22 protein-coding genes are annotated in these 25254 nt (G+C 70.1%); 17 read left to right on the forward strand and 5 right to left on the reverse strand.

The genetic code is table 11. The annotated features are described in order from the left end of the window. Window positions 1-134 precede the first annotated feature (134 nt). Window positions 135-2111, forward strand: coding sequence for a threonine--tRNA ligase (thrS, locus tag L0P92_RS14115; RefSeq protein ID WP_234762991.1), 1977 nt, complete (start codon window positions 135-137; stop codon window positions 2109-2111). Window positions 2112-2148: 37 nt separating this feature from the next. On the opposite strand, the gene L0P92_RS14120 is transcribed toward thrS, so the two are convergent. Beyond that, window positions 2149-2808: a potassium channel family protein gene (locus tag L0P92_RS14120; protein WP_234762992.1), complete on the reverse strand. Its 660-nt coding sequence runs from the start codon at window positions 2806-2808 to the stop codon at window positions 2149-2151. A 78-nt stretch (window positions 2809-2886) separates the two neighbouring features. Between L0P92_RS14120 and L0P92_RS14125 the strand changes: the two genes are divergently transcribed. Beyond that, on the forward strand, window positions 2887-3435 hold the full coding sequence (locus L0P92_RS14125; RefSeq protein ID WP_234762993.1) for an HIT family protein: 549 nt from the start codon (window positions 2887-2889) through the stop codon (window positions 3433-3435). Between the two features lie 137 nt (window positions 3436-3572). Here the strand turns inward: L0P92_RS14125 and L0P92_RS14130 are convergent, their stop codons facing one another. Both L0P92_RS14130 and L0P92_RS14135 read right to left on the reverse strand, forming a co-directional pair. Beyond that, window positions 3573-5234 carry an AbeC-like domain-containing protein gene (locus tag L0P92_RS14130; RefSeq protein ID WP_234762994.1) on the reverse strand — a complete coding sequence of 554 codons (1662 nt, stop codon included), beginning with the start codon at window positions 5232-5234 and terminating at the stop codon, window positions 3573-3575. Between the two features lie 202 nt (window positions 5235-5436). After that, window positions 5437-7635: an elongation factor G-like protein EF-G2 gene (locus L0P92_RS14135; RefSeq protein WP_234762995.1), complete on the reverse strand. Its 2199-nt coding sequence runs from the start codon at window positions 7633-7635 to the stop codon at window positions 5437-5439. Window positions 7636-7853: 218 nt separating this feature from the next. Here L0P92_RS14135 and pgsA point away from each other — a divergent pair, with 218 nt between their 5' ends. The 4 genes from pgsA to L0P92_RS14155 all read left to right on the forward strand — a co-directional run bounded on the left by pgsA (window position 7854) and on the right by L0P92_RS14155 (window position 11372). Continuing rightward, a complete protein-coding gene (pgsA, locus tag L0P92_RS14140) occupies window positions 7854-8600 on the forward strand; it encodes a phosphatidylinositol phosphate synthase (RefSeq protein ID WP_234763022.1) in 747 nt (248 codons plus the stop codon). Further along, window positions 8597-9505 (forward strand): phosphatidylinositol mannoside acyltransferase, encoded by a 909-nt coding sequence (locus tag L0P92_RS14145; RefSeq protein WP_234762996.1) that lies wholly within the window; start codon window positions 8597-8599, stop codon window positions 9503-9505. Before pgsA ends, L0P92_RS14145 begins: the two co-directional genes overlap by 4 nt. Next, window positions 9502-10671, forward strand: coding sequence for a glycosyltransferase family 4 protein (locus L0P92_RS14150; RefSeq protein WP_234762997.1), 1170 nt, complete (start codon window positions 9502-9504; stop codon window positions 10669-10671). Before L0P92_RS14145 ends, L0P92_RS14150 begins: the two co-directional genes overlap by 4 nt. Window positions 10672-10829: 158 nt before the next feature. After that, a complete protein-coding gene (locus tag L0P92_RS14155) occupies window positions 10830-11372 on the forward strand; it encodes a LemA family protein (RefSeq protein ID WP_234762998.1) in 543 nt (180 codons plus the stop codon). On the opposite strand, the gene L0P92_RS14160 is transcribed toward L0P92_RS14155, so the two are convergent. Continuing rightward, entirely contained in the window at window positions 11369-11803 is a 435-nt protein-coding gene (locus L0P92_RS14160) for a VOC family protein (RefSeq protein WP_234762999.1), read from the reverse strand. The two genes, L0P92_RS14155 and L0P92_RS14160, sit on opposite strands and share 4 nt — an antisense overlap. A gap of 139 nt (window positions 11804-11942) precedes the next feature. Between L0P92_RS14160 and pdxS the strand changes: the two genes are divergently transcribed. The 11 genes from pdxS to relA all read left to right on the forward strand — a co-directional run bounded on the left by pdxS (window position 11943) and on the right by relA (window position 23793). Further along, window positions 11943-12848, forward strand: coding sequence for a pyridoxal 5'-phosphate synthase lyase subunit PdxS (pdxS, locus tag L0P92_RS14165; RefSeq protein ID WP_505016540.1), 906 nt, complete (start codon window positions 11943-11945; stop codon window positions 12846-12848). A gap of 36 nt (window positions 12849-12884) precedes the next feature. Further along, a complete protein-coding gene (gene pdxT / locus L0P92_RS14170; RefSeq protein ID WP_234763000.1) occupies window positions 12885-13493 on the forward strand; it encodes a pyridoxal 5'-phosphate synthase glutaminase subunit PdxT in 609 nt (202 codons plus the stop codon). 48 nt (window positions 13494-13541) lie between these two features. Continuing rightward, window positions 13542-14294, forward strand: a complete 753-nt coding sequence (locus L0P92_RS14175) for a YebC/PmpR family DNA-binding transcriptional regulator (protein ID WP_048581096.1) — start codon at window positions 13542-13544, stop codon at window positions 14292-14294. 141 nt (window positions 14295-14435) lie between these two features. Beyond that, entirely contained in the window at window positions 14436-14978 is a 543-nt protein-coding gene (gene ruvC / locus L0P92_RS14180) for a crossover junction endodeoxyribonuclease RuvC (protein WP_234763001.1), read from the forward strand. Further along, window positions 14975-15580: a Holliday junction branch migration protein RuvA gene (ruvA, locus tag L0P92_RS14185; protein ID WP_234763002.1), complete on the forward strand. Its 606-nt coding sequence runs from the start codon at window positions 14975-14977 to the stop codon at window positions 15578-15580. The genes ruvC and ruvA overlap by 4 nt, the downstream gene beginning before the upstream one ends. An 86-nt stretch (window positions 15581-15666) precedes the next feature. Further along, window positions 15667-16737: a Holliday junction branch migration DNA helicase RuvB gene (gene ruvB / locus L0P92_RS14190; protein WP_234763003.1), complete on the forward strand. Its 1071-nt coding sequence runs from the start codon at window positions 15667-15669 to the stop codon at window positions 16735-16737. 175 nt (window positions 16738-16912) lie between these two features. Continuing rightward, window positions 16913-17407, forward strand: coding sequence for a preprotein translocase subunit YajC (gene yajC / locus L0P92_RS14195; RefSeq protein WP_234763004.1), 495 nt, complete (start codon window positions 16913-16915; stop codon window positions 17405-17407). A 136-nt stretch (window positions 17408-17543) separates the two neighbouring features. Further along, window positions 17544-19295, forward strand: a complete 1752-nt coding sequence (gene secD / locus L0P92_RS14200; RefSeq protein ID WP_234763005.1) for a protein translocase subunit SecD — start codon at window positions 17544-17546, stop codon at window positions 19293-19295. 1 nt (window position 19296) lies between these two features. Then, window positions 19297-20421, forward strand: coding sequence for a protein translocase subunit SecF (gene secF / locus L0P92_RS14205; RefSeq protein ID WP_234763006.1), 1125 nt, complete (start codon window positions 19297-19299; stop codon window positions 20419-20421). After that, entirely contained in the window at window positions 20418-20957 is a 540-nt protein-coding gene (locus L0P92_RS14210) for an adenine phosphoribosyltransferase (protein WP_234763007.1), read from the forward strand. Before secF ends, L0P92_RS14210 begins: the two co-directional genes overlap by 4 nt. Window positions 20958-21255: 298 nt before the next feature. Next, window positions 21256-23793, forward strand: a complete 2538-nt coding sequence (gene relA / locus L0P92_RS14215; RefSeq protein WP_234763008.1) for a GTP pyrophosphokinase — start codon at window positions 21256-21258, stop codon at window positions 23791-23793. A gap of 97 nt (window positions 23794-23890) precedes the next feature. Here the strand turns inward: relA and L0P92_RS14220 are convergent, their stop codons facing one another. Continuing rightward, window positions 23891-25120 carry a DUF349 domain-containing protein gene (locus tag L0P92_RS14220; protein WP_234763009.1) on the reverse strand — a complete coding sequence of 410 codons (1230 nt, stop codon included), beginning with the start codon at window positions 25118-25120 and terminating at the stop codon, window positions 23891-23893. Between the last annotated feature and the right edge of the window lie 134 nt (window positions 25121-25254).

A 25254-nucleotide genomic window follows, 5' to 3' on the forward strand; every position in this document is an offset into this window, starting at 1 on the left:
CCTCCCGCCCCTCCCAGCGGAGCGCTCACGCGGAGCGTGACCGTTTCGCGGTCGGGTGGGTGGGGTCGGTACGATCGCGTAATGCGCGCGCTCCTGGTATGGCGCCGCTACCCACCTTCAGTCAGGAGAGACCGGTGTCAGACGTCCGTGTGATCATCCAACGCGATTCCGAGCGGGAAGAGCGCGTGGTGACGACGGGCACTACGGCCGCCGACCTCTTCGCCGGCGAGCGCTCGATCATCGCCGCGCGCGTGGGCGGCGAGCTCAGGGATCTGTCGTACGTGCTCGTCGACGGGGAAGAAGTCGAGGGCGTCGAGATCTCCTCCGGGGACGGCCTCAACATCCTCCGCCACTCCACCGCGCATGTCATGGCGCAGGCCGTGCAGGAGCTCTTCCCCGAGGCCAAGCTGGGTATCGGCCCGCCCGTCAAGGACGGCTTCTACTACGACTTCGACGTCGAGAAGCCGTTCACGCCCGAGGATCTCAAGGCCATCGAGAAGAAGATGCAGGAGATCCAGAAGCGGGGGCAGAAGTTCGCCCGCCGCGTGGTCACCGACGAGGCCGCCCGCGAGGAGCTGGCCGACGAGCCCTACAAGCTGGAGCTGATCGGCCTCAAGGGCGCCGCCTCCAGCGACGACGGCGCGGACGTCGAGGTCGGCGCCGGTGAGCTGACGATCTACGACAACCTGGACGCCAAGAGCGGCGAGCTGTGCTGGAAGGACCTCTGCCGCGGTCCCCACCTGCCCACCACCCGCAACATCCCGGCGTTCAAGCTGATGCGCAACGCCGCCGCCTACTGGCGTGGCAGCGAGAAGAACCCGATGCTCCAGCGCATCTACGGCACCGCCTGGCCGTCGAAGGACGAGCTGAAGGCGCACCTGGACTTCCTCGCCGAGGCCGAGAAGCGCGACCACCGCAAGCTGGGCAACGAGCTCGACCTGTTCTCCATCCCGGAGCAGATCGGCTCCGGTCTCGCCGTCTTCCACCCCAAGGGCGGCATCGTCCGCCGGGTCATGGAGGACTACTCGCGCCGCCGGCACGAGGAAGAGGGCTACGAGTTCGTCTACACGCCGCACGCCACGAAGGGGAAGCTCTTCGAGACGTCCGGGCACCTGGACTGGTACGCCGAGGGCATGTACCCGCCCATGCAGCTCGACGAGGGCGTGGACTACTACCTCAAGCCCATGAACTGCCCGATGCACAACCTGATCTTCGACGCGCGCGGGCGTTCCTACCGTGAACTGCCGCTGCGCCTCTTCGAGTTCGGGACCGTGTACCGGTACGAGAAGTCGGGCGTCGTGCACGGCCTGACCCGTGCCCGGGGCTTCACGCAGGACGACGCGCACATCTACTGCACGCGCGAGCAGATGTCGGAGGAGCTCGACAAGACGCTCACCTTCGTCCTCGGGCTGCTGCGTGACTACGGTCTGACCGACTTCTACCTGGAGCTGTCCACCAAGGACCCGGAGAAGTTCGTCGGCTCCGACGAGGTCTGGGAGGAGGCGACCGAGACACTGCGCCAGGTCGCCGAGAAGCAGGGGCTGCCGCTGGTCCCGGACCCGGGCGGCGCCGCCTTCTACGGGCCGAAGATCTCCGTCCAGGCCAGGGACGCCATCGGCCGGACCTGGCAGATGTCGACGATCCAGCTCGACTTCAACCTGCCGGAGCGCTTCGACCTGGAGTACACCTCCGCGGACGGCTCCAAGCAGCGTCCGGTCATGATCCACCGGGCTCTCTTCGGCTCGATCGAGCGGTTCTTCGCGGTGCTGCTGGAGCACTACGCGGGTGCCTTCCCGGCTTGGCTGGCCCCGGTCCAGGCGCTCGGCATCCCGATCGGCGACGGGCACGTGGACTACCTGGAGAAGTTCGCGGCGGCCGCGAAGAAGAAGGGCCTTCGGGTCGAGGTGGACTCCTCCTCGGACCGTATGCAGAAGAAGATCCGCAACGCCCAGAAGCAGAAGGTGCCCTTCATGGTCATCGCGGGCGACGAGGACATGGCCAACAACGCCGTCTCCTTCCGCTACCGCGACGGCTCGCAGGAGAACGGCATCCCCTTCGACGAGGCCATCGCGAAGATCGCGCAGGTCGTCGAGGAGCGGGCGCAGGTCTGATCCGGCCCCGTGTGCGCGTCGGAGGCCCTCGGGGAGTTCAGTCCCCCGGGGGCCTTTCGTCGTCCTCGTGGGAGAAGACGTGCAGCAGCCACGAGGCGAAGGTGCCGGTGACGGCCCCGAGCAGGCCCAGCCCGACGGCCATGATCCCCACCGCGATCAGCCGCCCCCGGAACGTGACGGGGGTGAAGTCGCCGTAGCCGACCGTGGCGAGCGTCGAGCACGTCCACCACACGGCGTCCCCGAAGGACCGCAGGGTCGCGCCCGGCGCGCCGCGCTCCTGGTGGTAGACCGAGAGGGCCCCGGTGAAGCCGAGCAGCACGGTGGACAGACCGGCGTAGACGATCACGCGCGCGTGCACGGTGAGCCAGGGCCGTCCGTGCCGGCGCCGGACGGCGTCGTACGCCTTCACGATCTGCAGCGGCCGCAGCAGCGGCAGGAACAGCACCACCGTGTCCAGCGGATGCCGGTGTACGAAGCTCCAGCGCTGTCCGCTGAGCAGCCAGCGCACGGCGTAGTCGGCACCGAACAGCGCCCAGGCGGCGAAGGTCAGCGCGAGGCAGAGGTCGAGCACGGCGTCCGTGAGATGACCATGGCCCAGGACACGGACCGCGTACGAGGTGAGGAAGACAAACGACGCCACGGCGAGAGGGATCTCGGTGTGCCGCTGCCAGCGTGCCAAGCGGTTGTCGTCGTCCACCGGCCAAGCTTGGCTCGGGCCGACCGGGTGCGAGCCCCGGCGACACGCCGCGAACGGACGAAGCCATATGCTGCACGCATGACGAGTGAGCCGGAGCAGCAGTGGGGAGTGGGGATCCAGGACGCGTTCCAGCGTCTGTGGACGCCCCATCGGATGGCGTACATCCAGGGTGAGAACAAGCCGACCGGTCCCGGCGCGGACGACGGCTGCCCCTTCTGCTCGATCCCGGCCAAGTCCGACGAGGACGGGCTGGTCGTCAAGCGCGGCGAGCAGGTGTACGCGGTGCTCAACCTCTACCCGTACAACGGCGGCCACCTGATGGTCGTGCCCTACCGTCATGTCGCCGACTACACCGACCTGACCGAACCGGAGACCGTCGAGCTCGCCGCCCTGACCAAGCAGGCGATGACGGCCCTGCGCACCGCCTCCGGCGCCCACGGCTTCAACATCGGCATGAACCAGGGCACGGTCGCCGGCGCCGGCATCGCCGCCCACCTCCACCAGCACATCGTCCCGCGCTGGGGTGGCGACACGAACTTCATGCCGGTGGTCGGCCACACCCGGGTGCTGCCGCAGCTGCTGGCGGACACCCGGAAGATGCTGGCGGAAGCCTGGCCTGCGGCTTGACATCTTGGCCGCCGGTGGCATCCATCAGCCCGTCCGGCGTTTGAGGACGGGGCCCGCCAGGGCCGAAAGGGGGGTCTGGGGGCGCAGCCCCCAGGGACGGTCACCCAGCCCCCCTCACCCGGCCAACCGCCGGAGGCCTACGCGTCGTATACGTCTGCCTTCCTGGGCGACGGATCCTGCACAGCCGTACTCAAGAACGCCGACCGTGTACCGAACTTCTCCGTGTCCACGCCGTTCTCCGCAAGCACCTTGATCGCCGAGGCGTGCACCACCCGCAGCACCGGCGTGGCCGCGCGCAGTGCGTCGTCGGCCATGAACCGGTGCCGCCACGGCTGATCCGCCCACGCGTGCCGCAGCCCGAACGGCTCGGGCAGTCCTATGGTCCCGCCGAGCCAGTTCAGCAGCGGCGGGTACCAGGAGATCGGGGCGCGGACCGCCAGCCGTACCACCTCGTCGGTGTTGACCAGCGGAAGCTTCACCTTGCGGGTCTCCCACGGCTTGAACGACTTGGTGACCTCCTTGGTCGGGGCCTCCGGCTTCTCCTGGAAGAGCCCGTTCACGGGGCCGAGGGCGTGCCCGGTCACCTCGATGCGCAGCGTCTCGTGCAGCACGGTCACCGTGATCAGCATGGTGATGATCAACTGGCCGTCCCACAGCGTCCACTGGACGCCCAGGTAGTGCCGGTCGCCGCTGCCGAACTGCTGCTTGTTGCAGATGTCCTGTATGGCGTGCGACTTGACCTGGTACGCCTCGACGTCCGTGCCCTCCGGGCGGGAGACGGCCTTGGCGCCCTCGGCGATCGGGGTGACGACCCAGTGCCGTATCGAGGGCTTGGGGAAACCGCCGGTGTTCAGCGGGCCGCGCTCCAGCATGCGCAGCTGGTCGTGGATCGCGCGGATCACGTCCCAGCTGCGGAACGGATGGATCTCCCGGGTGGGGTCGGCGGGCACCAGGTCCTCCGCCAGCTGCCAGCTGCCCCACCGCGTGCCCATGCCGAGTATCCCCTTGGGGCCGGCGTAGAACACTGAGTTGGACTGCTGCTCGGCGCTCAACTTGGCCAGGGACTGGCGCAGTTGCTCGGCCTGGGTCTCGGTGGGGCTGGTCGGCACCGCCTCCGGCACCTTCGCGCCGACGCTGCTGCCGGCCAGCAGGCTGTCCCAGCGCTCCCGCAGGTCCCGCGCCGTGCGCTCGCAGACCTGCTTGGCCCAGAACCAGCCGACCACGGGCATGAGGACCGAGGCCCGCGCATACCAGCCCCAGAAGCCGGTGAACGGCATACGCAGCAGGAACAGCACGGCGAGCGCGCCCGCCGCGACGAGCAGCACGGAGGCGAGGGCGCCGCCGCGCTTCTCGTCGCGCTTGACGATGGTGGAGCGCAGCGTGAAGACCAGCAGCCAGACCAGCAGCCCGGGCAGGAACAGCACACCGCAGACCACCATGATGGCGCTCAGCATCCGGTCGCGGGCCTTGCGGATGTTGTTCGCGGCCAGACAGTGCTCGACGACGACCTGCGGCTCGGCGCCGAAGGACTGGATCAGGGGTTTGCGGCCGCTGCCGAGCATGCGGTCGACCACGGCCCGGGAGAACGCCTCACCCAGGTTGGGCCGGAAGATCTTCGCCCAGCTGCGGCCCGCCTTGACGTCGGTCTGGTGCCATTCGTTGTCGGCCTTCTTGATGTCCTCGAACGCATTGTCCCGGTAGGCCGCCGAGGCCAGCGCGAACGTCGCCGTCTGATCCCCTCCGGCCGTGCGCGGTACCTGCGGACCGAAGATGTCCGCGTAACCGCTCTCAACGGTCATTCCCGCCCCCGATCGCCGCACTGTCGCTTCTGCGGCCTTCCCGACTTCCGTGCTGCGCACACCTGTTGATCAATGATGAGCGTATCCCCCGCCACTGACAATCGTCGGCGGACGGCCGAAGCCGCCCGCCGACGCGGAGGGGAGCGTTCCGCAAGGGTCATGCGGTGGCGCCTCGGGGCCACTTGGTGGCGCCCGGCGCCAACTACGAGGCTTCGCGCGCCTCTTCACGAATCCTTTCCGCGATCTGCGCCGGCATCGGTTCGTGCCGGGCGTACGAACGGTTGAAGCGTGCGGTGCCGTGCGACAGCGACCGCAGGTCGACGGCGTACCGCCCGATCTCGATCTCGGGCACCTCGGCCTTGATGAGGGTGCGGCCACCGCTGGTCTGCTCGGTGCCGAGGACGCGGCCGCGCCGCCCGGACAGGTCGCTCATCACGGCGCCCACGTAGTCGTCGCCGACGAGGACGGACACCTCGGCCACCGGCTCCAGCAGATGGATCTTCGTGTCGGCCGCCGCCTCACGCAGCGCGAGCGCGCCGGCCGTCTGGAACGCGGCGTCGGAGGAGTCCACCGAGTGCGCCTTGCCGTCGCGCAGCGTGACCCGGATGTCGACCAGCGGATGGCCGGCCGCGACGCCCTTGGCCGCCTGGGCCCTGACACCCTTCTCCACCGACGGGATGAACTGCCGCGGCACCGCGCCGCCGACGACCTTGTCCACGAACTCGATGCCCGAACCGCCCGGCAGCGGCTCCACCTCGATCTCGCAGATCGCGTACTGCCCGTGGCCGCCGGACTGCTTCACATGCCGGCCGCGGCCCGCCGACTTGTTCGCGAACGTCTCCCGCAGGGAGACCTTGTGCGGCACGACGTCGACCTGGACGCCGTAGCGGCTGCGCAGCCGTTCGAGGGCGACGTCCGCGTGCGCCTCGCCCAGGCACCACAGCACCACCTGGTGGGTGGCCTGGTTCTGTTCCAGCCGCATCGTCGGGTCCTCGGCGACCAGCCGGGACAGGCCCTGCGACAGCTTGTCCTCGTCGGCCTTGCTGTGCGCCTGGATGGCGAGCGGCAGCAGCGGGTCGGGCATCTGCCAGGGCTCCATCAGCAGCGGGTCGTCCTTGGCGGACAGCGTGTCCCCGGTCTCCGCGCGGCTCAGCTTCGCCACGCACGCGAGGTCACCGGCGATGCAGTGGCTGAGCGTGCGCTGCTGTTTGCCGAAGGGGGCGGAGAGGGCGCCGACGCGCTCGTCGACGTCGTGGTCCTCGTGCCCACGGTCCTCCAGGCCGTGCCCCGACACATGCACTGTCTCGTCGGGGCGCAGGGTGCCGGAGAAGACGCGGACCAGCGAGACCCGGCCGACGTACGGGTCGGACGCGGTCTTCACGACCTCCGCGACCAGCGGCCCGTCCGGGTCGCACAGCTTCAGCTCGCGTGCCTTGCCGTCGACCGTGGTGACCGAGGGCGCCGCGCGCTCCAGCGGCGTCGGGAAGCCACGCGTGATCAGCTCCAGCAGCTCGACCGTGCCGAGCCCCTGCCGGGCCCCGTCGGTCGCGGGGGCGGCGGCCAGGACGGGGTGGAAGACACCTCGCGCGACGGCCCGCTCCAGATCCTCGATCAGTGTCTTGACGTCGACCTGCTCGCCGCCGAGATACCGGTCCATCAGGGTCTCGTCCTCCGACTCGGAGATGATCCCCTCGATCAGCCGGTTGCGGGCCTCCTCGATCCGCGGCAGCTGCTCCTCGCCCGGATCGGACTCCTTGCGCTCGCCGGAGGCGTAGTCGAACAGCTGCTGCGACAGCAGTCCGATCAGCCCGGTCACCGGCGCGTGCCCGTCCGGTCCCTGCGCACCGTGCAGCGGCAGATACAGCGGGAGCACGGCGTCGGGATCGTCCCCGCCGAACGCCTCCGCGCAGATCCGGGTCATCTCCTCGTAGTCGGCCCGCGCGGACTCCAGATGCGTGACGACGATCGCGCGCGGCATGCCGACGGCCGCGCACTCCTCCCACACCATGCGGGTCGAGCCGTCCACGCCGTCCGAGGCCGAGACGACGAAGAGGGCCGCGTCCGCCGCTCGCAGACCGGCCCTGAGTTCCCCGACGAAGTCGGCGTATCCGGGGGTGTCCAGAAGGTTGACCTTGATGCCGTCCCATTCGACCGGCACCAGGGAGAGCTGCACCGAGCGTTGCTGCCGGTGCTCGATCTCGTCGTAGTCCGAGACGGTGCCGCCGTCCTCCACACGGCCCGCCCGGTTCACCGCTCCCGCGGTCAGCGCGAGAGCTTCCACCAAGGTGGTCTTGCCCGATCCGGAGTGGCCGACCAGCACCACATTCCGTACGGACGCGGGGTGGTCGGCCGCTGTAGCCCTGCCGGCGGCTCCGGGGTGTGCGTTCGCCTTGTCGCCCATGATCCTGCCTCCCGTGCACGGTGAGGTCACTGTGGGCGCGGACATACGGATCCGCGTGCGATGGCGGCTCCGTTGACGCCCGCGGTCCTTCGAGCTTTCCACTCCCGTCACGGTGCGTCCATACGGCGGACGTGATCGCGCCGCCCGCACCCCGTGGACCGGCCCGCTCAGGCCGTGTACGAGTGCCCGACGGCCGCCCGCACGCGCGCGTGGCTACGATGGGCCAGCCGGTGGCCAGCAGGGGCCGCACGGCCACACCGACCCTCGGGAAGGCCATGCTGAACAAGTACGCGCGTGCATTCTTCACGCGTGTCCTCACACCGTTCGCCGCGTTTCTGATCCGGCGGGGCGTCAGCCCCGACACGGTCACGCTCATCGGCACGGCCGGTGTGGTCGCGGGCGCGCTGGTCTTCTACCCCATGGGCGAGTTCTTCTGGGGCACGGTCGTGATCACGCTCTTCGTGTTCTCCGACCTCGTCGACGGCAACATGGCCCGCCAGCTCGGCCGCTCCAGCCGCTGGGGCGCCTTCCTGGACTCCACGCTGGACCGGGTCGCCGACGGCGCCATCTTCGGCGGCTTCATCCTCTGGTACGCCGGTGGCGGCGACGACCTCGTCCTGTGCGCCGTCTCGATCTTCTGCCTGGCCAGCGGCCAGGTGGTGTCGTACACCAAGGCGCGCGGCGAGTCGATCGGTCTGCCGGTCGCGGTCAACGGCCTCGTCGAGCGCGCCGAGCGCCTGGTGATCTCGCTGGTCGCGGCCGGGTTCGCGGGCCTGCACAAGTTCGGGGTACCCGGCATCCAGTACCTGCTGCCCGTCGCCCTGTGGATCGTCGCCGTCGGCAGCCTCGTCACGCTCATCCAGCGGGTCGTCACGGTCCGCCGCGAGTCCGCCGAGGCGGAGGCCGCGGCAGCCGGGCAGGACAAGCCGCAGAACGCCTCTCAAGGGAGCGAGGCCGCCAAGTGAGCGCCCAGGACCGCCTCACGGACGCGCTGTACGGCCTCGGCTGGGGCACCGTCAAGAAGCTCCCCGAGCCGGTCGCCGTACGGCTCGGCCGCACCATCGCCGACCTCGCCTGGAAGCAGCGCGGCAAGGGCGTGCAGCGGCTGGAGAGCAACTACGCGCGCGTGGTGCCGGACGCGAGCCCTCAGCGCCTCGCCGAGCTCTCGCGCGCGGGCATGCGCTCGTACCTGCGCTACTGGATGGAGTCCTTCCGGCTGCCCGCCTGGAGCGCCGAGCGCGTCAAGGGCGGCTTCGACCCCAAGGACGTCCACCACCTGACCGACGGGCTGGCCGCCGGGAACGGCGTGATACTCGCGCTGCCGCACCTGGCCAACTGGGACCTCGCGGGCGCCTGGGTCACCACCAAACTGGAGACGCCCTTCACAACGGTCGCCGAACGCCTCAAGCCCGAGACGCTCTACGACCGCTTCGTCGCCTACCGCGAGGGCCTCGGCATGGAGGTCCTGCCGCACAGCGGCGGCACCGCCTTCGGCACCCTGGCCCGCAGACTGCGCGACGGCGGCCTGGTCTGCCTGGTCTCCGACCGCGACCTGTCCGCGTCCGGCGTCGAGGTCGAGTTCTTCGGCGACAAGGCCCGGATGCCGGCCGGCCCGGCGCTGCTGGCCCAGCAGACCGGGGCGCTCCTGCTGCCGGTCACGCTCTGGTACGACGACTCACCCGTGATGCAGGGCCGCGTCCACCCCCCGATCGAGGTACCGGAGTCAGGCACCCGGGCCGAGAAGACGTCTGTGATGACACAGGCGCTGGCCGACGCCTTCGCCACCGGCATCGCCGAACATCCGGAGGACTGGCACATGCTCCAGCGCTTGTGGCTCGCCGACCTGGACCCCTCGAAGGGACCCTCGTGAGGATCGGCATCGTCTGCCCCTACTCCTGGGACGTCCCGGGCGGCGTCCAGTTCCACATCCGCGACCTCGCCGAGTACTTCATCCGGCTCGGCCACGAGGTGTCCGTCCTGGCCCCGGCCGACGACGACACCCCGCTGCCGCCGTACGTGGTCTCGGCGGGGCGCGCCGTACCGGTCCCGTACAACGGCTCGGTCGCCCGCCTGAACTTCGGCTTCCTCTCGGCGGCCCGGGTCCGCCGCTGGCTGCACGACGGCGAGTTCGACGTCATCCACATCCACGAGCCCGCCTCGCCGTCCCTGGGCCTGCTGACCTGCTGGGCGGCCCAGGGCCCGATCGTGGCGACCTTCCACACGTCCAACCCGCGTTCCCGGGCGATGATCGCGGCCTACGCCATCCTCCAGGCGGCCCTGGAGAAGATCAGCGCGCGCATCGCCGTGAGCGAGTACGCCCGCCGCACGCTGGTGGAACACCTCGGCGGCGACGCCGTCGTCATCCCCAACGGCGTCGACGTCGACTTCTTCGCCAAGGCCGAGGCCAACCCCGACTGGCAGGGCGACACCATCGGCTTCATCGGCCGCATCGACGAGCCCCGCAAGGGCCTGCCGGTCCTGATGAAGGCCCTGCCGAAGATCCTCGCCGCCCGCCCGCAGACCAGGCTCCTGGTGGCCGGCCGCGGCGACGAGGAGGAAGCGGTCGAGTCCCTGCCCGCCGAACTGCGCTCCCGCGTCGAGTTCCTCGGCATGATCAGCGACGAGGACAAGGCCCGCTTCCTGCGCAGCGTCGACCTGTACGTCGCCCCCAACACCGGCGGCGAGAGCTTCGGGATCATCCTCGTCGAGGCGATGTCGGCCGGCGCGCCCGTCCTCGCCTCCGACCTCGACGCCTTCGCCCAGGTCCTCGACCAGGGCGCCGCCGGCGAACTCTTCGCCAACGAGGACGCCGACGCCCTCGCCGAGGCCGCCGTACGCCTCCTGGAGGACCCGGCCCGCCGGACGGAGCTGCGGGAGCGGGGGAGCGTGCATGTGCGCCGCTTCGACTGGTCGACCGTCGGTGCGGACATCCTTTCGGTCTACGAGACGGTCACGGCGGGCGCGGCAGCGGTGGCGGCGGACGAGCGAACCGGGGGGAGCGGGCTGCGGGCACGCCTGGGTCTGGCACGGGACTGAGGTCTTTCAGCCCGTCCGGCGTTTGAGGACGAGGCCGTTCAGGCCGAAGCGGGGGTCTGGGGGCAGCAGCCCCCGGTCGACGGCCACGACAGCGACCCCGCACAACACCAACGCCCCGCCTGCCTCCCTGCCAAGCCCGCGCAGCTAGTCTGCGGCGCGTGACCGCAACTCTCATCTGGATCCTCGTAGCCCTCGTCGCGATCGGCCTCTACCTGAGCTGGACCGCAGGCCGCCTCGACCGGCTGCACGCCCGGATCGACGCGGCACGCGCCGCGCTCGACGCCCAGTTGCTGCGCCGCGCCTCCGTGGCCCAGGAACTGGCCACCTCAGGCGTACTGGATCCGGCCGCTTCCATCGTCCTCTACGAGGCGGCCCACGCCGCCCGGCAGGCCGAGGAGGAGCAGCGGGAGGTCGCCGAGAGCGAGCTGAGCCAGGCCCTGCGGGCGGTCTTCGCGGAGCCCCAGCAGGTGGAGGCCGTACGCGACGCTCCAGGCGGCGAGGAGGCGGCCCGTGAGCTGACCGAGGCGGTACGCAGGGTCCCGATGGCCCGCCGCTTCCACAACGACGCCGTACGGGCCGCCAGGGCCCTGCGACGGCACCGCAAGGTCCGCTGGTTCCGACTGGCGGGCCACGCCCCGTTCCCGCTCGCCTTCGAGATGGACGACGAGCCGCCGGCGGCCCTGGTGGACCGGGCGGCCTAGGACGCGCCGAAGTCCGGGAGCGTGAGGGATCCGTCCTCGGCGAGCGCGAACCCGGGGTTGTGCGCGACCTCCCAGGCATGGCCGTCCGGGTCGACGAAGCACCCGGAGTAGAAGCCGACGGCATTGGTGGCCGCAGGCTTGGTGACGGTCGCTCCGGCCCGTTCCGCGGCCGTCAGCAGAGCGTCGACCTCGGCGTCGGAGCGCACGTTGTGGGCCAGGGCGATCCCGCCGAACCCGGCCCCCGTGCCGTCCGTCAGCCCGCAGTCGCGCGCGAGCTTGTCCCGGCCCCACAGGACCAGGGCCAGCCCGCCCGCCTGGAAGAAGACGGTCTCCTCGACCTCCTGTCCCCGCCAGCCCAGGGCCTCGTAGAAGGCCCGCGAGCGCGCCACATCGGAAACTCCCAGCGTGACCAGACTGATGCGCTGTTCCATGCGAGGACACTAACGCCGCACGGGAGCCCAGCTCCGGCAAAACGATCCACCGCCTCACTATTGGCCCTTGAAGTGGCCCCCACCCCTCACGTTTCCTCGTTGCTTGCAGTAGCCCCTTTTCCACCGAGCGAGGTCACCCGTGTCCATCTCCGAAAACCAGGCCCCCGAGACCGGCACCGCGCGCGTGAAGCGCGGCATGGCCGAGCAGCTCAAGGGCGGCGTGATCATGGACGTCGTCACGCCGGAGCAGGCGAAGATCGCCGAGGACGCGGGCGCCGTCGCCGTCATGGCCCTGGAGCGGGTCCCCGCCGACATCCGCAAGGACGGCGGCGTTGCCCGTATGTCCGACCCGGACATGATCGAAGGCATCATCGACGCCGTCTCCATCCCGGTCATGGCCAAGTCCCGCATCGGCCACTTCGTCGAGGCCCAGGTCCTGCAGTCCCTCGGCGTCGACTACATCGACGAGTCCGAGGTCCTCACCCCGGCCGACGAGGTCAACCACGCCGACAAGTGGGCCTTCACCACGCCGTTCGTCTGCGGCGCCACCAACCTCGGCGAGGCCCTGCGCCGCATCGCCGAGGGCGCCGCGATGATCCGCTCCAAGGGCGAGGCCGGCACCGGCAACGTCGTCGAGGCCGTCCGCCACCTGCGCCAGATCAAGAACGAGATCGCCAAGCTGCGCGGCTTCGACAACAACGAGCTGTACGCCGCCGCCAAGGAGCTGCGCGCCCCGTACGAGCTGGTCAAGGAAGTCTCCGAGCTCGGCAAGCTCCCGGTCGTGCTGTTCTCCGCCGGTGGCGTCGCCACCCCCGCCGACGCCGCCCTGATGCGCCAGCTCGGCGCCGAGGGCGTCTTCGTCGGCTCCGGCATCTTCAAGTCCGGCGACCCGGCCAAGCGCGCCGCCGCCATCGTGAAGGCGACCACCTTCTACGACGACCCGAAGATCATCGCGGACGCGTCCCGCAACCTGGGCGAGGCCATGGTCGGCATCAACTGCGACACCCTCCCCGAGGCCGAGCGCTACGCCAACCGCGGCTGGTAAGCACCCCTCCGGCATCCCTCCAAGGACTGCACGTACATGACTGACGCACCCGTCATAGGCGTCCTCGCCCTCCAGGGCGACGTACGGGAGCACCTCATCGCCCTGGCCGCGGCCGACGCCGTGGCCAGGCCGGTGCGGCGCCCCGAAGAGCTCGCCGAGGTCGACGGCCTCGTCATCCCCGGCGGCGAGTCAACGACCATCTCCAAGCTCGCCGTCCTCTTCGGCGTGATGGAGCCCCTACGCGCGCGCGTGCGGGCCGGCATGCCCGTCTACGGCACCTGCGCCGGCATGATCATGCTCGCCGACAAGATCCTCGACCCGCGCTCCGGCCAGGAGACGATCGGCGGCATCGACATGATCGTGCGCCGCAACGCCTTCGGCCGGCAGAACGAGTCCTTCGAGGCGGCGGTGGACGTCAAGGGCGTCGCGGGCGATCCTGTGGAGGGCGTCTTCATCCGCGCCCCCTGGGTCGAGTCCGTCGGCGCCGAGGCCGAGGTCCTCGCCGAGCACGACGGCCACATCGTCGCGGTCCGCCAGGGCAACGCGCTGGCCACGTCGTTCCATCCGGAACTGACCGGCGACCACCGTGTGCACGGCCTGTTCGTCGACATGGTGCACGCGAACCGGACGGCCGAGTCCTTGTAGGATCTCTGGCGTTCGTTCATAGATGGGTTACGCGAAGGAGACAGGCAGATGTCCGGCCACTCTAAATGGGCCACGACGAAGCACAAGAAGGCCGTGATCGACGCCAAGCGCGGCAAGCTCTTCGCGAAGCTGATCAAGAACATCGAGGTCGCGGCGCGGATGGGCGGCGTGGACCTCGAAGGCAACCCGACGCTCTACGACGCCGTACAGAAGGCCAAGAAGCAGTCGGTCCCCAACAAGAACATCGACTCCGCGATCAAGCGCGGTGGCGGTCTCGAGGCCGGTGGCGCCGACTACGAGACGATCATGTACGAGGGCTACGGCCCGAACGGCGTCGCGGTGCTCATCGAGTGCCTCACCGACAACCGCAACCGTGCCGCCTCCGACGTCCGCGTCGCCATGACCCGCAACGGCGGCAACATGGCCGACCCGGGTTCGGTGTCGTACATGTTCAGCCGCAAGGGCGTCGTCATCGTCCCCAAGGGCGAGCTGACCGAGGACGACGTCCTCGGTGCCGTCCTGGACGCCGGCGCCGAGGAGGTCAACGACCTCGGTGAGTCCTTCGAGGTCATCAGCGAGGCCACCGACCTGGTCGCGGTCCGCACCGCCCTCCAGGAGGCCGGCATCGACTACGATTCCGCCGACTCCAGCTTCGTGCCGTCCGTCCAGGTCGAGCTCGACGAGGAGGGCGCCAAGAAGATCTTCAAGCTGATCGACGCGCTCGAGGACAGCGACGACGTGCAGAACGTCTTCGCCAACTTCGACGTCAGCGACGAGATCATGGAGAAGGTCGACGCGTAACGCTGCCGCGAGTTGAGCGGATTCCGGCGGGCCGGTGGGACACACCCCACCGGCCCGCCGCCGTTGTCAGTGGCACCCGATAGCCTGCACAAACTGGGGGTACCGCCCAGCGAAGCTGGGGGAGATCGAAAGGGAGGGCGCGTGCGCGTGCTGGGGGTGGACCCGGGGCTGACCCGATGCGGTGTCGGCGTGGTCGAGGGCGTCGCAGGGCGCCCGCTCACCATGCTCGGCGTCGGTGTCGTACGCACGCCCGCGGACGCCGAGTTGGGCCACCGCCTCGTCGCCGTCGAGCAGGGCATCGAGCAGTGGCTGGACGAGCACCAGCCCGAATTCGTCGCCGTGGAGCGGGTGTTCAGCCAGCACAACGTCCGTACGGTGATGGGCACCGCCCAGGCCAGCGCGGTCGCCATGCTCTGTGCCGCCCGCCGCGGCATCCCCGTCGCCCTGCACACCCCCAGCGAGGTCAAGGCCGCCGTCACCGGCAGCGGCCGCGCCGACAAGGCCCAGGTCGGCGCCATGGTCACCCGCCTGCTCCGGCTCTCCGCGCCGCCGAAACCGGCCGACGCCGCCGACGCCCTCGCGCTCGCCATCTGCCACATCTGGCGCGCCCCCGCGCAGAACCGACTCCAGCAGGCCGTGGCCCTGCACACAGCCAAGGCACCCTCGAAAGGCCGTCTCGCATGATCGCGTTCGTCAGCGGCCCGGTCGCCGCCCTCGCCCCCGACTCCGCGGTGGTGGAGGTCGGCGGGATCGGCATCGCCGTCCAGTGCACGCCGAACACCCTCTCGGGACTGCGGACGGGCCAGCAGACCAAGCTGGCCACCTCCCTCGTCGTCCGCGAGGACTCCCTCACCCTGTACGGCTTCGCCGACGACGACGAGCGGCAGACCTTCGAACTGCTCCAGACCGCGAGCGGCGTCGGCCCGCGCCTGGCCCAGGCCATGCTGGCCGTGCACTCGCCCGACGCCCTGCGCAGAGCGGTCGCCACCGGCGACGAGAAGTCGCTCACCGCAGTCCCCGGCATCGGCAAGAAGGGCGCCCAGAAGCTGTTGCTGGAGCTGAAGGACCGCCTCGGCGAGCCCCTCGGCACGCCCGCCGTCGGCGCACCGGTCACCCAGGGCTGGCGCGACCAGCTGCACGCCGCCCTGATCGGCCTCGGCTATGCGACCCGCGAGGCCGACGAGGCCGTCGCCGCCGTGGCCCCGCAGGCCGAGGCCGCCGAGGGCACGCCCCAGGTCGGACAGCTGCTGAAGGCCGCCCTTCAGTCCCTCAACAGAGCACGCTGAGCGCCGGACCCGACGACACGGGCCGTACGCGCCCGCATACGACACACGCCCGTACGACACCCACCGCGACCCCCGAGGCACACTCCATGAACTGGGACGACACGACCGACACCCCCGCCCCCGAGCGGCTGGTGGGCCCTGTCGCCGACCGTGAGGACCAGGCCGTCGAGGCCGCGCTGCGCCCGAAGGACCTGGACGAGTTCATCGGCCAGGAGAAGGTCCGCGAACAGCTCGACCTCGTCCTGCGCGCCGCCCGCGCGCGCGGCGCCACCGCCGACCATGTGCTGCTCTCCGGCGCCCCCGGCCTCGGCAAGACCACCCTGTCGATGATCATCGCCGCCGAGATGGGCGCCCCCATCCGCATCACCTCCGGCCCCGCCATCCAGCACGCGGGCGACCTCGCGGCGATCCTCTCCTCCCTCCAGGAGGGCGAGGTCCTCTTCCTCGACGAGATCCACCGCATGTCCCGGCCCGCCGAGGAGATGCTGTACATGGCGATGGAGGACTTCCGCGTCGACGTGATCGTCGGCAAGGGCCCCGGCGCCACCGCCATCCCGCTCGAACTGCCCCCGTTCACCCTGGTCGGCGCCACCACGCGCGCGGGACTGCTGCCGCCCCCGCTGCGCGACCGCTTCGGCTTCACCGCGCACATGGAGTTCTACGAGCCCGCCGAGCTGGAGCGCGTCATCCACCGCTCGGCGAACCTGCTCGACGTCGAGATCGAAGCCGACGGCGCCACTGAGATCGCCGGCCGCTCCCGCGGCACCCCCCGTATCGCCAACCGCCTGCTGCGCCGGGTCCGGGACTACGCCCAGGTCAAGGCCGACGGGATCATCACCAGGGACATCGCGGCGGCCGCCCTCGCCGTCTACGAGGTCGACGCCCGCGGACTCGACCGCCTCGACCGCGGCGTCCTGGAGGCCCTGCTGAAGCTGTTCGGCGGCGGCCCGGTCGGCCTGTCGACACTCGCGGTCGCGGTGGGGGAGGAGCGCGAGACCGTCGAGGAGGTCGCCGAACCCTTCCTCGTCCGGGAGGGCCTGCTCGCCCGCACCCCGCGCGGCCGGGTCGCCACCCCCGCCGCATGGGCGCATCTCGGCCTGACGCCGCCACGCGCGCAAGCTGCGGGAAACGGACAACAGGACCTGTTCGGGACGTGATGGCCCGGTCACGGCGAGCACACTGGCCGGAGCAGGAACCCCGGTGCCATGCTGAGCGTTGTTCCATGCGCGGAGACTCGCTTAGACTCCGCCGATGCCGCCTTTGTCGGCGGCACACATACCCCCAACCATCAGGCCGCTCACCATCGCGGTCGTGTGAAGGAAGTTCCGACCCGTGAGTCTCGTGACCCTCCTCCCGTTCATCGTGCTCATCGGGGCCATGTTCCTGATGACCCGGTCGGCCAAGAAGAAGCAGCAGCAGGCCGCCGACATGCGGAACAACATGCAGCCCGGATCCGGTGTCCGCACCATCGGAGGCATGTACGCCACGGTCAAGGAGGTCAGTGACGACACCGTCCTCCTTGACGCCGGCCCGGGCGTGGAGCTCCTCTTCGCCAAGAACGCGATCGGTGCCGTCCTCTCCGACGACGAGTACAACCGCATCGTGCACGGCATCGAGCACGACCTGAAGTCCGACGTCGTCCCGGACGACGCCTCCTCTCTCACCGAGACCGACGAGCCCGCCGCTGCCGCCGACTCCGACGAGAAGTCCGTCGACCTCGGTAAGAAGGACGAGGACAAGGCCGAGGAGTCCGCCGACGCCGTGTCCGCCGAGGCGAAGACGGACGACGAGCCGAAGAAGACCGACGGCGACTCCGACGCGAAGTAGCCATGTTCCGGGGCGCGCGGGCGGGCCACGCCTGCGCGCCCCCGGGCATGCTGAGCTCGCACGGGATCCCGACACCATGTCATGGCCGCCCGCCCGTTGACCCGGAGCGAGGCGGCCCGAGAGGGAGTACGAGAAGGTGGCAGCACCTAAGAAGGGCCGCAGCGCGGGCGCCCAGAGCAAGCCAGGGCGCTCGCTGGCCCTCATCCTGATCGCCATCGCGGCGCTCACCGGAGGGATGTTCGCCTCGGGGCACACCAAGCCGCGACTCGGCATCGACCTGGCCGGCGGTACGAGCATCACGCTGCGCGCGGTGGCCGAGCCCGGCCAGGAATCCGCGATCAACAAGACCAACATGGACACCGCGGTCGAGATCATGGAACGCCGTGTCAATGGTCTGGGTGTCTCGGAGTCCGAGGTACAGACCCAGGGCGACCAGAACATCATCGTCAACATCCCCAAGGGCACCAACTCCAAGGAAGCCCGGGACCAGGTCGGCACCACCGCGAAGCTCTACTTCCGCCCGGTCCTCACCACCGAGATCTCCGGTGGCGACGCCACGGCCACGCCCACGCCGAGCGCCTCCAGCAGCGCGTCGGGCGACTCCACCGACAAGGCGACCTCCTCCGCGTCCCCCTCCGGCTCCACCAGCCCGTCGCCGAGCTCCACCACGCAGGGCCGCGCGGTCACCGACGCTCTGAAGGCCGACCCCACGCCGTCGAAGAGCGCCTCCTCCAGCGCCTCCCCGTCCCCGAGCGGCAGCGCCTCCGGCGACCAGGCGACCGGCGCCCTCGAAGCGCAGTACGCCAAGCTGGACTGCACGAAGGAGGCGGTCCGCGCCAAGGCCGGTGACGGCGCCAAGCCGACCGACCCGACCGTCGCCTGCGGCCAGAACTCGCAGGGCCAGTGGCAGAAGTACATCCTCGGCCCCGCCGAGGTCGACGGCACGGACGTCGACGAGGCCCAGGCCGTGTGGAACGCGCAGAACGCGGCCGGCTGGACCGTGACCATGAAGTTCACCGGCGAGGGCGGCAAGAAGTTCGCCGACATCACCGGCAAGCTCGCCAAGAACCAGCCGCCGCAGAACCAGTTCGCCATCGTCCTGGACGGCGAGGTCGTCTCCGACCCCTCCGTCAGCGAGGCCCTGACGGGCGGCAACGCCGAGATCTCCGGCAACTTCACCCAGCAGTCGGCCGAGAGCCTCGCCAACATGCTGTCCTACGGCGCCCTGCCGCTGACCTTCCAGGAGGACAGCGTCACCACGGTGACCGCGGCGCTCGGCGGTGAGCAGCTGAAGGCCGGTCTGATCGCCGGTGCCATCGGTCTCGCCCTGGTCGTGATCTACCTGCTGGTCTACTACCGCGGCCTGTCGATCATCGCCATCCTGTCGCTGCTGGTCTCCGCCGCGCTGACCTACACGATCATGTCGCTGCTCGGCCCGACCATCGGCTTCGCACTGAACCTGCCGGCCGTCTGCGGTGCCATCGTCGCCATCGGCATCACAGCGGACTCGTTCATCGTCTACTTCGAACGCGTCCGCGACGAGATCCGCGAGGGCCGCTCGCTGCGCCCCGCCGTCGAGCGGGCCTGGCCGCGCGCCCGGCGCACCATCCTGGTCTCGGACTTCGTGTCGTTCCTCGCCGCCGCGGTGCTCTTCATCGTCACCGTCGGCAAGGTCCAGGGCTTCGCGTTCACGCTCGGCCTGACCACCCTGCTTGACGTGGTCGTCGTGTTCCTGTTCACCAAGCCGCTGCTGACGCTCATGGCCCGCAGCAAGTTCTTCGGCAGCGGACACAGCTGGTCCGGCCTCGATCCCAAGCGACTCGGTGCCCGGCCGCCGCTGCGCCGCACCCGCCGTCCCTCCGCCCCCGTCGAGACGAAGGAGGCGTGAGATGTCGAAGCTCGGCAACCTCGGCGCCCGACTGCACCGTGGCGAGGTCGGCTACGACTTCGTCGGCAACCGCAAGATCTGGTACGGCCTGTCGATCCTGATCACCATCACGGCCATCGTCGGCCTGGCGGTGCGCGGCCTGAACATGGGCATCGAGTTCCAGGGCGGCGCGGTCTTCAACACCCCGAAGACCAGCGTCTCGGTCTCCCAGGCGCAGGAGTACGCGGAGAAGGCCTCCGGCCACGACGCGATCGTCCAGAAGCTCGGCAGCGGCGACAAGGCGACCCTGCGCATCCAGGTCGCCGGTATCGACACCAAGCAGGCCGACCAGGTCTCGGCGCAGCTGGCCAAGGACCTGGGCGTCGCCGAGAAGGACGTCACCGGCGAGCTCGTCGGCCCCAGCTGGGGTGAGCAGATCGCCAACAAGGCCTGGCAGGGCCTCGGGATCTTCCTGGTCCTCGTGGTGATCTATCTGGCCATCGCGTTCGAGTGGCGCATGGCACTGGCGGCGTTCGTCGCCCTGATCCACGACATCACCATCACCGTCGGCATCTACGCCCTCGTCGGCTTCGAGGTCACGCCGGGCACGGTGATCGGTCTGCTCACGATCCTCGGTTACTCGCTCTACGACACGGTCGTCGTCTTCGACAGCCTCAAGGAGCAGACGAAGGACATCACCAAGCAGACCCGCTGGACCTACAGCGACATCGCCAACCGTTCGATCAACAGCACCCTGGTCCGCTCCATCAACACCACGGTGGTCGCGCTGCTGCCGGTGGCGGGTCTGCTGTTCATCGGTGGCGGCTTCCTCGGCGCCGGCATGCTCAACGACATCTCGCTGTCGCTGTTCGTCGGTCTCGCCGCCGGTGCGTACTCCTCGATCTTCATCGCCACGCCGCTCGTCGCCGACCTCAAGGAGCGCGAGCCGCAGATGAAGGCCCTGAAGAAGCGCGTGCTCGCCAAGCGCGCGCAGGCCTCCGCCCAGGGCGAGGCGCCGGACGCCCCGACCACCGAGGCGCCCTTCGACGACGAGCCGGAGGACGCCGCCCCCGCGGTCGTCGGCCCCCGCAACCAGCCGGCGTCCCGCAACCGGGGCCGCGGCCGCCCGTCCGGGAAGCGCCGATGACCGACATCAAGGAGCTCCTGCTCAGCCGCATCCGCGATGTGGCGGACTACCCGGAGCCGGGCGTGATGTTCAAGGACATCACCCCGCTCCTGGCCGACCCGGCGGCGTTCACCGCGCTCACCGACGCACTGGCCGAGATCGCCGCGAACACCGGCGCCACCAAGGTCGTCGGCCTGGAGGCCCGCGGCTTCATCCTCGGCGCCCCGGTCGCCGTCCGCGCGGGCCTGGGCTTCATCCCCGTACGCAAGGCGGGCAAGCTCCCCGGGGCGACCCTCAGCCAGGCGTACGACCTGGAGTACGGCTCCGCGGAGATCGAGGTCCACGCCGAGGACCTGGCCGCGGGCGACCGCGTCCTGGTCATCGACGACGTCCTCGCGACCGGCGGCACCGCGGAGGCCTCGATCCAGCTGATCCGCCGCGCGGGCGCCGACGTCGCAGGCCTCGCCGTCCTCATGGAACTCGGCTTCCTGAGCGGCCGAGCCCGCCTGGAACCCTCCCTGGCGGGAGCCCCTCTGGAAGCGCTGCTGGTGATCTGAGCACGACACGAGAACGGCCGTCCCGGTGCAGCTGGGGCGGCCGTTTCGCGCCCCAGAGGGGCGCGGGGCTGTATCGATTTGCGGCTCCGCCGCGTGGGCGCGACCAGCCACGACGCCGCAGCAGTCGGCAACGTTCCCCCGCCTGTCACATCCCCTCCGGAATGTCGGCGGCAGCCCCGCGCGTTTCTTCGGTAGACGGCCCTCACATCGGCCTGAAGGCGATCCTCGGCCGCAGGATCGCTACCATGGGGTCTCCGGAGCCTGACCGGGGGACCCGGATCGCGCACGAGGAGCCCTCTTGCCAGACGAGGCCCAGCACCTGACCGCCGCCAAGCCCGAGTCCGCCTCGGCGCCCGCGGCGAAGCCCGCACCGAACGCGCCGCACGCGAAGAACGACTCGCGCGGGTCGGTCGAGCATGCCCAGTCCGCGCCCGTCGACAAGCCGGCCGAGCAGGCCCGGCCCAAGCCTGCCCCGCCCGAGCGGCCCGTCAACACGCCCGCGGCCCGACCGAACACCGGCCAGCCCGCCCGTTCCGGCTCCTCCAACCGCGTCCGCGCCCGCCTCGCCCGTCTCGGCGTCCAGCGCTCCAACCCGTACAACCCGGTCCTGGAGCCGCTGCTGCGGATAGTCCGCAGCAACGACCCGAAGATCGAGACGGCCACGCTCCGTACGATCGAGAAGGCCTACCAGGTCGCCGAGCGCTGGCACCGCGGCCAGAAGCGCAAGAGCGGCGACCCGTACATCACGCACCCCCTCGCGGTGACCACCATCCTCGCCGAGCTGGGCATGGATCCGGCCACCCTCATGGCGGGCCTGCTGCACGACACCGTCGAGGACACCGAGTACGGCCTCGACCAGCTCCGCCGCGACTTCGGCGACTCCGTCGCCCTGCTCGTCGACGGCGTCACCAAGCTGGACAAGGTCAAGTTCGGCGAGGCCGCGCAGGCCGAGACCGTGCGCAAGATGGTCGTCGCCATGGCCAAGGACCCGCGCGTCCTGGTCATCAAGCTCGCCGACCGCCTGCACAACATGCGCACCATGCGCTACCTCAAGCGCGAGAAGCAGGAGAAGAAGGCGCGCGAGACGCTGGAGATCTACGCGCCGCTCGCCCATCGCCTCGGCATGAACACCATCAAATGGGAGCTGGAGGACCTCGCCTTCGCGATCCTCTACCCCAAGATGTACGACGAGATCGTACGGCTGGTGGCCGAGCGGGCACCGAAGCGTGACGAGTATCTGGCCATAGTGACCGACGAGGTCCAGCAGGACCTGCGCGCCGCCCGCATCAAGGCGACCGTCACCGGCCGCCCGAAGCACTACTACAGCGTCTACCAGAAGATGATCGTGCGAGGTCGGGACTTCGCCGAGATCTACGACCTCGTCGGCATCCGAGTCCTTGTCGACACCGTCCGCGACTGCTACGCCGCCCTCGGCACCGTGCACGCGCGATGGAACCCGGTCCCCGGCCGGTTCAAGGACTACATCGCGATGCCCAAGTTCAACATGTACCAGTCGCTGCACACGACGGTCATCGGCCCCAACGGCAAGCCCGTCGAGCTGCAGATCCGCACCTTCGACATGCACCGCCGCGCCGAGTACGGCATCGCCGCGCACTGGAAGTACAAGCAGGAGGCCGTCGCCGGCGCCTCCAAGGTGCGCAGCGACGTGCCCAAGGCCGGCAAGGGCAAGGACGACCATCTCAACGACATGGCGTGGCTGCGCCAGCTGCTGGACTGGCAGAAGGAGACCGAGGACCCGGGCGAGTTCCTGGAGTCCCTTCGCTTCGACCTGTCCCGTAACGAGGTCTTCGTCTTCACCCCGAAGGGCGACGTCATAGCGCTCCCGGCCGGCGCGACACCCGTCGACTTCGCGTACGCCGTCCACACCGAGGTCGGCCACCGCACCATAGGAGCGCGGGTCAACGGCCGCCTCGTACCGCTCGAATCCACCCTGGACAACGGCGACCTGGTCGAGGTCTTCACCTCCAAGGCACCCGGCGCGGGCCCCTCCCGCGACTGGCTCGGCTTCGTGAAGTCGCCGCGCGCCCGCAACAAGATCCGGGCGTGGTTCTCCAAGGAGCGTCGCGACGAGGCCATCGAGCAGGGCAAGGACGCCATCGTCCGCGCGATGCGCAAGCAGAACCTGCCGATCCAGCGCATCCTCACCGGCGACTCCCTGGTCACCCTCGCGCACGAGATGCGCTACGCCGACATCTCCGCGCTGTACGCGGCGATCGGCGAGGGACATGTCTCCGCGCAGAACATCGTGCAGAAGCTCGTCCAGGCCCTCGGCGGCGAGGAGGCCGCCACGGAGGAGATCGACGAGTCGGTCCCGCCGGCCCGCGGTCGCAGTCGCAAGCGGCGCTCCAGCGCCGACCCGGGCGTCATCGTCAAGGGCGTCGAGGACGTATGGGTCAAGCTGGCCCGCTGTTGTACGCCCGTCCCCGGCGACCCGATCATCGGCTTCGTCACCCGCGGTAGCGGAGTATCGGTTCACCGCAGCGACTGTGTGAACGTCGAGTCACTGTCCCGCGAGCCCGAGCGCATCCTCGAGGTCGAGTGGGCCCCGACCCAGTCCTCGGTCTTCCTGGTCGCCATCCAGGTCGAGGCACTGGACCGCTCCAGGCTCCTCTCCGACGTCACCCGCGTCCTGTCCGACCAGCACGTCAACATCCTCTCCGCGGCCGTCCAGACCTCCCGCGACCGCGTCGCCACCTCCCGCTTCACCTTCGAGATGGGCGACCCGAAGCACCTCGGGCACGTCCTGAAGGCGGTCAGGGGAGTGGAGGGCGTGTACGACGTCTACCGCGTGACGTCGGCGCGCAGCCGCTCGTAGGACACACGACGAGAAGGGCCCCGTACCGCGTGTACGGGGCCCTTCTCGTCGTTGCAGCGGGGAACCCGCCGGTTCTCAGCGGGAACCTGCCGGTTGGTCAGCCGCCGAACTCCTGGAGACCCTTGAGAGCCTGGTCCAGCAGCTCCTGGCTCCTCTCCAGCTCGGCCTCCAGCTTGGCCGCCCGCGCGTTGTTGCCCTGGGCGCGGGCCTGCTCGATCTGGCCCTTCAGCTTGTCCACGGCGGCCTGGAACTGGCCGGTCATCCCTTCGGCACGCGCGCGTGCCTCCGGGTTGGTCCGGCGCCACTCGGAGTCCTCGGCCTCCTGGATGGCCCGCTCGACGGCGTGCATCCGGCCCTCGACCTTGGGCCGGGCGTCGCGCGGCACATGGCCGATGGCCTCCCAGCGCTCGTTGATCGAGCGGAAGGCGGCACGCGCGCCCTTCAGGTCGCTGATCGGCAGGAGCTTCTCGGCCTCCTCGGCCAGCTCCTCCTTCAGTTTCAGGTTCTCGGCCTGCTCGGCGTCGCGCTCGGCGAAGACCGAGCTGCGGGCCGCGAAGAAGACGTCCTGGGCGCCGCGGAAGCGGTTCCACAGGTCGTCCTCGTGCTCGCGCTGGGCGCGCCCGGCGGCCTTCCACTCCGACATCAGCTCGCGGTAGCGGGCCGCCGTCGGACCCCAGTCCGTCGACCCGGACAGCGCCTCGGCCTCGGAGACCAGCCGCTCCTTGGTCTTGCGGGCCTCCTCGCGCTGCGCGTCGAGCTGCGCGAAGTGCGCCTTGCGGCGCTTGGAGAAGGCCGACCGGGCGTGCGAGAAGCGGTGCCACAGCTCGTCGTCCGACTTGCGGTCGAGCCTCGGCAGGCCCTTCCACGTGTCCACCAGGGCCCGCAACCGCTCACCGGCGGCCCGCCACTGGTCGGACTGCGCCAGCTCCTCGGCCTCGGTGACCAGCGCCTCCTTGGCGTGGCGCGCCTCGTCCGACTGCTTCGCCCGCTGCTGCTTGCGCTCCTCGCGCCGCTTCTCGACCGTCTCGACGAGCTTGTCCAACCGGGTCTTCAGGGCGTCCAGATCGCCGACCGCGTGGTGGGCGTCGACCTGCTCGCGAATGTGGTCGATCGCGGTCTGCGCGTCCTTCGCGGACAGGTCGGTGGTCTTCACTCGCTTCTCGAGGAGGCCGATCTCGACAACCAGGCCCTCGTACTTGCGCTCGAAATAGGCCAGCGCCTCCTCAGGAGTGCCTGCCTGCCAAGAACCGACGACCTGCTCGCCGTCGGCCGTACGCACGTACACGGTCCCCGTCTCGTCGACGCGGCCCCACGGGTCGCTGCTCACAGCGCCTCCTCCACATGATGCCTGCGAGGGGCTTGTGTCCCCCCGGGCATCGTCCACAGTTTCGTCACGGCCAACATAGGCGACCGGCGGGTTGCCTGTCCGCATCCCGCGCGACCGAAATTTCGCAGTTGGCG

It is taken from the genome of Streptomyces muensis, from assembly GCF_021474425.1.
GTDB lineage: Bacteria > Actinomycetota > Actinomycetes > Streptomycetales > Streptomycetaceae > Streptomyces > Streptomyces muensis.

Excerpts from the sequence above, each read along its gene's own strand:
- L0P92_RS14135 (WP_234762995.1), bottom strand. The coding sequence starts at position 7,635 with ATGGGCGACAAGGCGAACGCACACCCCGGAGCCGCCGGCAGGGCTACA.
- L0P92_RS14130 (WP_234762994.1), bottom strand. The coding sequence starts at position 5,234 with ATGACCGTTGAGAGCGGTTACGCGGACATCTTCGGTCCGCAGGTACCG.
- L0P92_RS14160 (WP_234762999.1), bottom strand. The coding sequence starts at position 11,803 with ATGGAACAGCGCATCAGTCTGGTCACGCTGGGAGTTTCCGATGTGGCG.
- ruvB (WP_234763003.1), top strand. The coding sequence starts at position 15,667 with ATGAACTGGGACGACACGACCGACACCCCCGCCCCCGAGCGGCTGGTG.
- ruvA (WP_234763002.1), top strand. The coding sequence starts at position 14,975 with ATGATCGCGTTCGTCAGCGGCCCGGTCGCCGCCCTCGCCCCCGACTCC.
- L0P92_RS14210 (WP_234763007.1), top strand. The coding sequence starts at position 20,418 with ATGACCGACATCAAGGAGCTCCTGCTCAGCCGCATCCGCGATGTGGCG.
- pgsA (WP_234763022.1), top strand. The coding sequence starts at position 7,854 with ATGGGCCAGCCGGTGGCCAGCAGGGGCCGCACGGCCACACCGACCCTC.
- L0P92_RS14175 (WP_048581096.1), top strand. The coding sequence starts at position 13,542 with ATGTCCGGCCACTCTAAATGGGCCACGACGAAGCACAAGAAGGCCGTG.
- pdxT (WP_234763000.1), top strand. The coding sequence starts at position 12,885 with ATGACTGACGCACCCGTCATAGGCGTCCTCGCCCTCCAGGGCGACGTA.
- L0P92_RS14125 (WP_234762993.1), top strand. The coding sequence starts at position 2,887 with ATGACGAGTGAGCCGGAGCAGCAGTGGGGAGTGGGGATCCAGGACGCG.
- secF (WP_234763006.1), top strand. The coding sequence starts at position 19,297 with ATGTCGAAGCTCGGCAACCTCGGCGCCCGACTGCACCGTGGCGAGGTC.